Raw genomic sequence first — 6191 nt, 5'->3', positions numbered from 1 at the left:
CTCCCCGGAGACCGCCCCGCCGGGGAGCGGGCGGGGGACCTGGACATCCGCCACCACCTGGAGCACGCACCCCGCCCTTTATGTCTTGACAGTTATATAACCGTATAGGCATACTCGGTGTATGCCCGATCTGTTCGCCGTCCTGGCCGAGCCCAGCAGGCGCCGCATCCTGGACGCGCTGCGCCGCGGCGAGGGCCTGCTCGTCAAGGAGCTGGTCGCCGGACTGGGCATGAGCCAGCCCAACGTCTCCAAGCACCTGCGCGTGCTGCGCACCGCCGGACTGGTCTCCGAGACCGCCGAGCGGCAGGGGCGGCGCTACCGCCTGCGGGCCGAGGCGCTGCGCGACCTGGACGACTGGCTGCGCCCCTACCGGGCGTTCTGGACGGACCGGCTGGACGAACTGGGCGACTACCTGGACTCCACGCATCCACAGGAGGGGCGGCAGCCATGAGCACCGAGGTCCGCGTCGACACGAGCACGCCGGGCGCACCCGTACTGCGCTTCACCCGCCGCTACCCGCACCCGCTGCCGACCGTCTGGGCCGCGCTGACCACCGACGAGGCGCTCAGCCGGTGGTTCCCCTGCCGGGTGGCGATCGACGCGCGCGAGGGCGGCGCGCTCACGTTCACCTTCCCCGGAGAGGAACCGGAGACCGCGCCGATCACCGAGTTCGCGCCGCCGCACGTCCTGGCCTTCCACTGGGACGGCGAGGACCTGCGCTGGACCCTGGAGGAGGACGGCGACGGGTGCGTGCTGCGCCTGTCCAACACCGTCGCCGACCCGGCCTGGACGGCCAACACCGCGGCCGGGTGGGACCTGTGCCTGCGCGCGCTCGCCGCCGTGCTGGACGGACGCGCGGAGCGGACGCAGGCCGGTCCCGACGAGGCGCTCATCGCGCACTACCGCCAGACTCTGGCCGCGGACTGACACACCGCGACCTCGCACCTCGCGGCGGGGTCGGGCGGCCGGGACCAGCCACGGGTACGAGACCACCGGGGCCAGGACCCCTCGGGGAACACCGGTAACGCTTCCGGCCAGCCCGCCGGGTGCCCGTCTCAGGAGGAGCGCGTGAGGAGGACGGGGCGGGGGCTGACCGCGAGGATCCGCGAGCTGACGCTGCCCAGGACGAGTTTGGGAATCCCCGCCCGGGCGCGGCTGGCGAGCACCGCCAGGGCGCCGGGGCGGCGGTGGAGCAGCCCGGTGATGTCGCCCGCCGGGTCGGCGCCGGTCAGCACGGTCGTCCGCACCGCCAGGCCGTCCGCCTCCAGCCTCCGCGCGGCCCCCGACAGCCGCGCCTCGGCCACGGCCGCCCCGCCGGGCGAGGCCACGTGCACCAGCTCCACCTCCAGTCCGAGCTGGCGGGCCCACCCCTGTCCCAGGGCGAGGGTGTCGGCGTCGCGGGAACCGCCGTCCAGGCACACGAGGGCGCGGCCACCGGCCCCGCCTCCCTCGTCACACAGGTATCCGGGACCTATCATGAGCACCGGGGCTGCGGCCTGGCGCAACACGTGTCCGGTGACGCTGCCCGCCACCAGGCGTGAGAACCGGTCCCGGTCGTGGGTGGCCATGCACACGACCGTTCCGGGCTGCTCGGCGACCGTGTCGACGATCACGTCCCCCGGCCAGCCGGAGCCGACCATGGACACCTCGACGCGGTCGTAGTCCAGGCCCGCGGCGACCGCGTCGACGTCCTCGGCCCACGCGCGGTTCACGCGGTCGCGCACGGTCAGCAGTTCCAGGGGGACCCGCAGGACGCGGGCGGCGCGCAGCGCGGGGCCCAGGGCGGCCGCCGCACCGGCGGTGCCGTCCAGGGGCACCAGGAACCGGGTGATGGAGCGGGCGGGGGCCCGTGCGGTGCCGTCCTCACCACCGGCGGCCATCGGCACTCCCCCCCTCCACCGCGTCCCGGAGCCGACGACGGGGGGACCATGACAGTGCACCTGCCCGCCGACGGGTGGATCCTGGCGGCCGGGCTCCTGCTGGTGGCGGCGATCCTGGCCTCGGGCTTCGCCAACCGCATCCGGCTGCCCGGCCTGCTGCTGTTCCTGGCGCTGGGCATGTTCATCGCCGACGACGGGCTCGGGCTGATCCGCCTGGACAACCCCGAGATCGCCCAGATCGGCGGGACCGTCGGACTGATCCTCATCCTCTTCGAGGGCGGCCTGACGACCAAGCCCGGGGACCTGCGGCGCGCCGCCGCGCCCGGGTTCGCGCTGGCCACGGTGGCGGTGGCGGGCACGGCGCTGATCCTGGCGGCGGGCACGTACCTGCTGCTGGACGTGCGCCCCCTGACCGCCCTGCTCATCGGCGCGGTCGTGGCCCCCACCGACGCCGCGGCGGTGTTCGCCATGCTACGGAGGGCCCCGCTGCCCCGCAAGGTCGCCTCCCTGCTGGAGGTGGAGTCCGGCGCCAACGACCCGATCGCCATCCTGCTCACCATCGGACTCATCGCCACCTGGCGGGACACGCCGTCGCCGGCCGAGTGGGCGCTGTTCGCCCTCATGCAGCTGGTCGGGGGCCTGGCCGTGGGCGCCGTGGCGGGGCTGGCCGGAAGCTGGCTGCTGACCCGGATCAACCTGGGACCGGCGGGAGTCTACCCGGTGCTGGCGCTGGGCGTGGCCGGGGTCTCCTACGGCGCCGCGGCGCTGGCGGGCGCCTCGGGCTTCCTGGCGGTCTACGTCACCGGGCTGGTCGTGGGCGCCCGCGCTCCCCTGCGCCGGCGGGGCATCCGGACCTTCCACGAGGGGCTTTCCAGCACCGCCGAGGTGGGGCTGTTCCTGCTGCTGGGGATGCTGGTCTTCCCCTCCGACCTGCCGGGGGTGGCGCTCTCGGGGCTGGCCGTCAGCGCCGTCCTGGTGCTGGTGGCCCGACCGGTGACGGTGGCTCTGTGCCTGGTGTGGTTCGACTACACGTGGCGGGAGATCGCCTTCGTCAGCTGGGTGGGGCTGCGCGGGGCCGTGCCGATCGTGCTGGCCACGTTCCCCTTCGTGGCCGGGTACCCCGACGGCGCCCTGGTCTTCGACATCGTCTTCTTCGTCGTGCTGGTCTCCGCGGCGGTGCAGGGCACCAGCATCCGCACCGCCGCGGGCCTGCTGGGGCTGACCCGGGGCGGGCACTCGCTCGAACCCGTGGTGGCGGACGTGCCCATCAGCGACCTGGGCACCGAGCTGATCGAGGTGCGCGCGGCGCCGGGGCTCCACATCGTGGGCAGGCGGCTCGGGGAACTGGAACCGCCGCACGGCCTGGTCACCACGATCCTGCGGGGCAAGCGGGTGCTGGTGCCCTCGGCGCACACCCGGATCCGCGAGAACGACCTGCTCATCGTGGCCATGCCGCGCCGACCCGACGCCCAGAGGCTGGTCACCGCTTGGGCCAAGGGCGAGAGCGCGGGCGGGGCCTGAGGCGGGTCGCCCGTTCGGGGCCTCTCCGGAAGGCCCTTCCGGGGCCGTCGAGGTAACGGCGCAGGCCGCCGAGGACCGGCGGATCCCCCGAGCCCCGGCGGCGGGGGATGGCCCGTGGTCGAGCGGGTTGTCCTCGGCGCGCCCAGCGCTTCCCCCTGGGGCGGGGCGGCGGGCGCGCCGATGCGGCGGTGTACCGCCTGGTGGGAACGGGCGGGCGGCGTCGGCCCTCAGGAGGCGAAGAGCGCCGCGGCGTCCACCGCGGTCTGCGCCACCCCGTAGGCCAGGGCGGCGAGCACGATCACCCACAGCAGGATCGCGGTGACGGCGGAGGCGTTGGTGGTCCGGTTGCCTGACATGTGTGGCCCTTCATCGGTGACCGGTGAGGCGTGTGTGGGGTTTCGGGGGGCGGGGCCCGTCGCGGCCCCGCCCCCGGATCCGGGCTCAGCTCCGCCCGGCGACGCGTTCGCGGTCGCGCTGGTGGACCCGCTCGGGCAGGGGCCGGACCAGCATGTTCGCGAGGAAGCCCACGGCCATGACGCCGACCATGACGTAGAGGGAGAGCCCGTAGAGCTCGGCCCCGTCGCGTCCGGCGGCCAGCTGGGCGTCGGCGATGACGTTGACGATCATCGGCCCGGCGACCCCGGCCAGCGACCAGGCGGTGAGGAGCCTGCCGTGGACGGCGCCCACGTTGAAGGTGCCGAACAGGTCCTTCAGGTAGGCGGGCACCGTGGAGAAGCCGCCGCCGTAGAAGGACAGGATGATGCCGGTCAGCGCCACGAACAGCACGATCGAACTGGTTCCGGCGACGGCGATCAGCAGGTAGAGGAGCCCGCCCAGGCCGAGGTAGCCGATGTAGACGCGCTTGCGGCCGATCGCGTCGGAGGCCGAGGACCACACGAGCCGCCCGAGCATGTTGCACAGGGAGAGGAAGCCGACGTAACCCGCCGCCTCGGCCGGGCCGACCCCGGTGAAGAACTCCTGCACCATGGGCGAGGCCTGCTCCAGGATCCCGATCCCCGCCGTGACGTTGCAGAAGAGCACGGTCCACAGGAGCCAGAACTGCGGGGTGCGCACGGCGGTCTCCACCGACACCCCCTCCAGCGCCGGGGACACGCCGGCGGAGGCGCCCTTCGGCTCCTCGGCGGCGGCCCCCGGGGGCCGCCAGCCGGCCGGGGGGACGCGCACGGTGAAGGCGCCCAGCATCATGACCACGAAGTAGACCGCGCCCAGGGTGAGGAACGCGGGCGCGATAGCGTCCGCGGGGGTGTCGGCGTAGCGGTTGAGGAGTTCGGAGGACAGCGGCGAGGCGATGAGCGCGCCGCCGCCGAAGCCCATGATCGCGATGCCCGTGGCCAGGCCGGGCCGGTCGGGGAACCACTTGATGAGGGTGGAGACCGGCGAGATGTAGCCGATGCCCAGACCGAGCCCGCCGAGGAAGCCGTAGCCGAGGTAGACCAGCCAGAGCTGGCCGGTCGCCACGCCGAGCGCGGCGACCGCGAACCCGCCGGACCAGAACAGGCCGGAGACGAACATCGCCTTGCGCGGGCCGTTGCGCTCCACCCACTTGCCGCCGAACGCGGCCGACAGGCCGAGCATGACGATGGCGATGCTGAAGATGACACCGATCGCGGTCAGCGAGGTGTCGAACCGCTCGACCAGCGGGTTGCGGAAGACGCTGAACGCGTACACCTGGCCGATGGACAGGTGTACCGCCAGGGCCGCGGGCGGGATGAGCCACCGGCTGTGGCCGGGTGGCGCGATGCTCCTCTCGTAGTCGAGGAACGAGGTCAGGGGACTGGTGCGCGTCATGGATCCCGCTTCGTGTTCTGCCTTGTCGCGGTGGGGGGCGCCGACGCCGGGGCCGCTCCTGCCGGTCCGGGATCCTCCCGGGGTTGCCGGGAACCGGGCTGGGCGGGGTGTTCCACCCTGTCGAGAGCAGCCCCCATCACGGAGAGTGATCGTACGAATGTCGAACGTCTGTGCCGGAAGCGAACTTATGTGATGAACGCGTCATGATCAAGCCCTCAGTGGCCACAAACCGGTCAAACACCCCATTTCTCTTGACGCCCCCGCGCCACCGGGACCACGGCGACGGCCGCGGCGGAGAAGAGCGCGCTCACCGCGAAGACGGAGGGCAGGCCCGCGAGGGTGATCACCGCCGCCATGAGCACCGGCGTCAGGGTCGTGCTGACCGCCTGGAGCCAGTTCTGCGCGGCCAGGGCCCGCCCCGCCCATGGGGTTCCCGCCGTCTCGGCGACGGCGGTGAAGGTCAGGCCGTTGTGCCACATCGTCAGGACCAGGCAGGCCAGGAGCAGCGGTACGGCCGTCCACGCCCAGGCCCCCGGCAGCGCCGCGAGCAGCACCAGGCAGACCCCCGAGACCACCGCCAGCCACCGCACCGGGCGCATCCGGTCCCCGGTCCGGTCGGACCAGACGCCCAGCAGCAGCCGCCCGGCCGCCCCGGGCACCTGCGCCACCGCGACGACCGCGCCCGCGGCGGGCGGGCTCCACCCCTGTTCCTGCACCAGGTAGATGACGGCGTAAGTCATCAGCGCGATCTGCGGGACGCCGAGCAGCATGCTCACCCCGTGCACCCGCCAGATGTGCCCGTGCCGGTAGGGCGACCCGGCCGCGGGGCGCGCGGCGCCGCCGCTGGTGTCAGCGGCGTCCTCGCCCGCGGGGGCCTCGGCGCGCGCGGCGTCGTCAGCGGCATCCGCGCTCGCGGTGTCCCCGGCCGCGGTGTCCCCGGCGGCCCCCGGTGCCGGGGGCCGCCCGGGAGCGGAGGCGGGC

Annotated in this window: 7 protein-coding genes; 3 read left to right on the top strand and 4 right to left on the bottom strand. The window is 74.0% G+C overall.

Going from position 1 to position 6191, the window contains the following annotated elements:
• The first annotated feature begins 121 nt into the window (after positions 1 to 121).
• Together DQW06_RS15185 and DQW06_RS15180 are read left to right on the top strand one after the other, a co-directional pair.
• On the top strand, positions 122 to 451 hold the full coding sequence (locus DQW06_RS15185) for a helix-turn-helix transcriptional regulator (RefSeq protein WP_013152222.1): 330 nt from the start codon (positions 122 to 124) through the stop codon (positions 449 to 451).
• Positions 448 to 927 carry an SRPBCC family protein gene (locus DQW06_RS15180; RefSeq protein WP_013152221.1) on the top strand — a complete coding sequence of 160 codons (480 nt, stop codon included), beginning with the start codon at positions 448 to 450 and terminating at the stop codon, positions 925 to 927. Before DQW06_RS15185 ends, DQW06_RS15180 begins: the two co-directional genes overlap by 4 nt.
• A 128-nt stretch (positions 928 to 1055) precedes the next feature.
• Here the strand turns inward: DQW06_RS15180 and DQW06_RS15175 are convergent, their stop codons facing one another.
• Positions 1056 to 1880, bottom strand: coding sequence for a universal stress protein (locus tag DQW06_RS15175; protein ID WP_117198734.1), 825 nt, complete (start codon positions 1878 to 1880; stop codon positions 1056 to 1058).
• 48 nt (positions 1881 to 1928) lie between these two features.
• Here DQW06_RS15175 and DQW06_RS15170 point away from each other — a divergent pair, with 48 nt between their 5' ends.
• Complete coding sequence (locus tag DQW06_RS15170; protein WP_198662453.1) at positions 1929 to 3401, top strand: potassium/proton antiporter; 1473 nt, start codon at positions 1929 to 1931, stop codon at positions 3399 to 3401.
• Positions 3402 to 3628: 227 nt separating this feature from the next.
• Here the strand turns inward: DQW06_RS15170 and DQW06_RS29765 are convergent, their stop codons facing one another.
• From DQW06_RS29765 to DQW06_RS15160, 3 genes are all read right to left on the bottom strand, one after another.
• The gene (locus tag DQW06_RS29765; RefSeq protein WP_013152218.1) at positions 3629 to 3757 is read right to left on the bottom strand and encodes a hypothetical protein; all 129 of its coding nucleotides are present in this window, start codon (positions 3755 to 3757) and stop codon (positions 3629 to 3631) included.
• 85 nt (positions 3758 to 3842) lie between these two features.
• Complete coding sequence (locus DQW06_RS15165; protein ID WP_071621723.1) at positions 3843 to 5210, bottom strand: OFA family MFS transporter; 1368 nt, start codon at positions 5208 to 5210, stop codon at positions 3843 to 3845.
• Between the two features lie 233 nt (positions 5211 to 5443).
• The coding region (locus DQW06_RS15160) for an MFS transporter (RefSeq protein ID WP_198662452.1) at positions 5444 to 6191 on the bottom strand (748 nt) is incomplete at its 5' end.

The organism is Nocardiopsis sp. TNDT3, from assembly GCF_003427465.1.
Taxonomy (GTDB): domain Bacteria; phylum Actinomycetota; class Actinomycetes; order Streptosporangiales; family Streptosporangiaceae; genus Nocardiopsis; species Nocardiopsis dassonvillei.
The sequence above is the reverse complement of the archived record's forward strand: the minus strand, read 5'-3'. Positions and strand labels throughout refer to the sequence as shown.

Excerpts from the sequence above, each read along its gene's own strand:
- DQW06_RS15170 (WP_198662453.1), top strand. The coding sequence starts at position 1,929 with ATGACAGTGCACCTGCCCGCCGACGGGTGGATCCTGGCGGCCGGGCTC.
- DQW06_RS29765 (WP_013152218.1), bottom strand. The coding sequence starts at position 3,757 with ATGTCAGGCAACCGGACCACCAACGCCTCCGCCGTCACCGCGATCCTG.
- DQW06_RS15175 (WP_117198734.1), bottom strand. The coding sequence starts at position 1,880 with ATGGCCGCCGGTGGTGAGGACGGCACCGCACGGGCCCCCGCCCGCTCC.
- DQW06_RS15185 (WP_013152222.1), top strand. The coding sequence starts at position 122 with ATGCCCGATCTGTTCGCCGTCCTGGCCGAGCCCAGCAGGCGCCGCATC.
- DQW06_RS15180 (WP_013152221.1), top strand. The coding sequence starts at position 448 with ATGAGCACCGAGGTCCGCGTCGACACGAGCACGCCGGGCGCACCCGTA.
- DQW06_RS15165 (WP_071621723.1), bottom strand. The coding sequence starts at position 5,210 with ATGACGCGCACCAGTCCCCTGACCTCGTTCCTCGACTACGAGAGGAGC.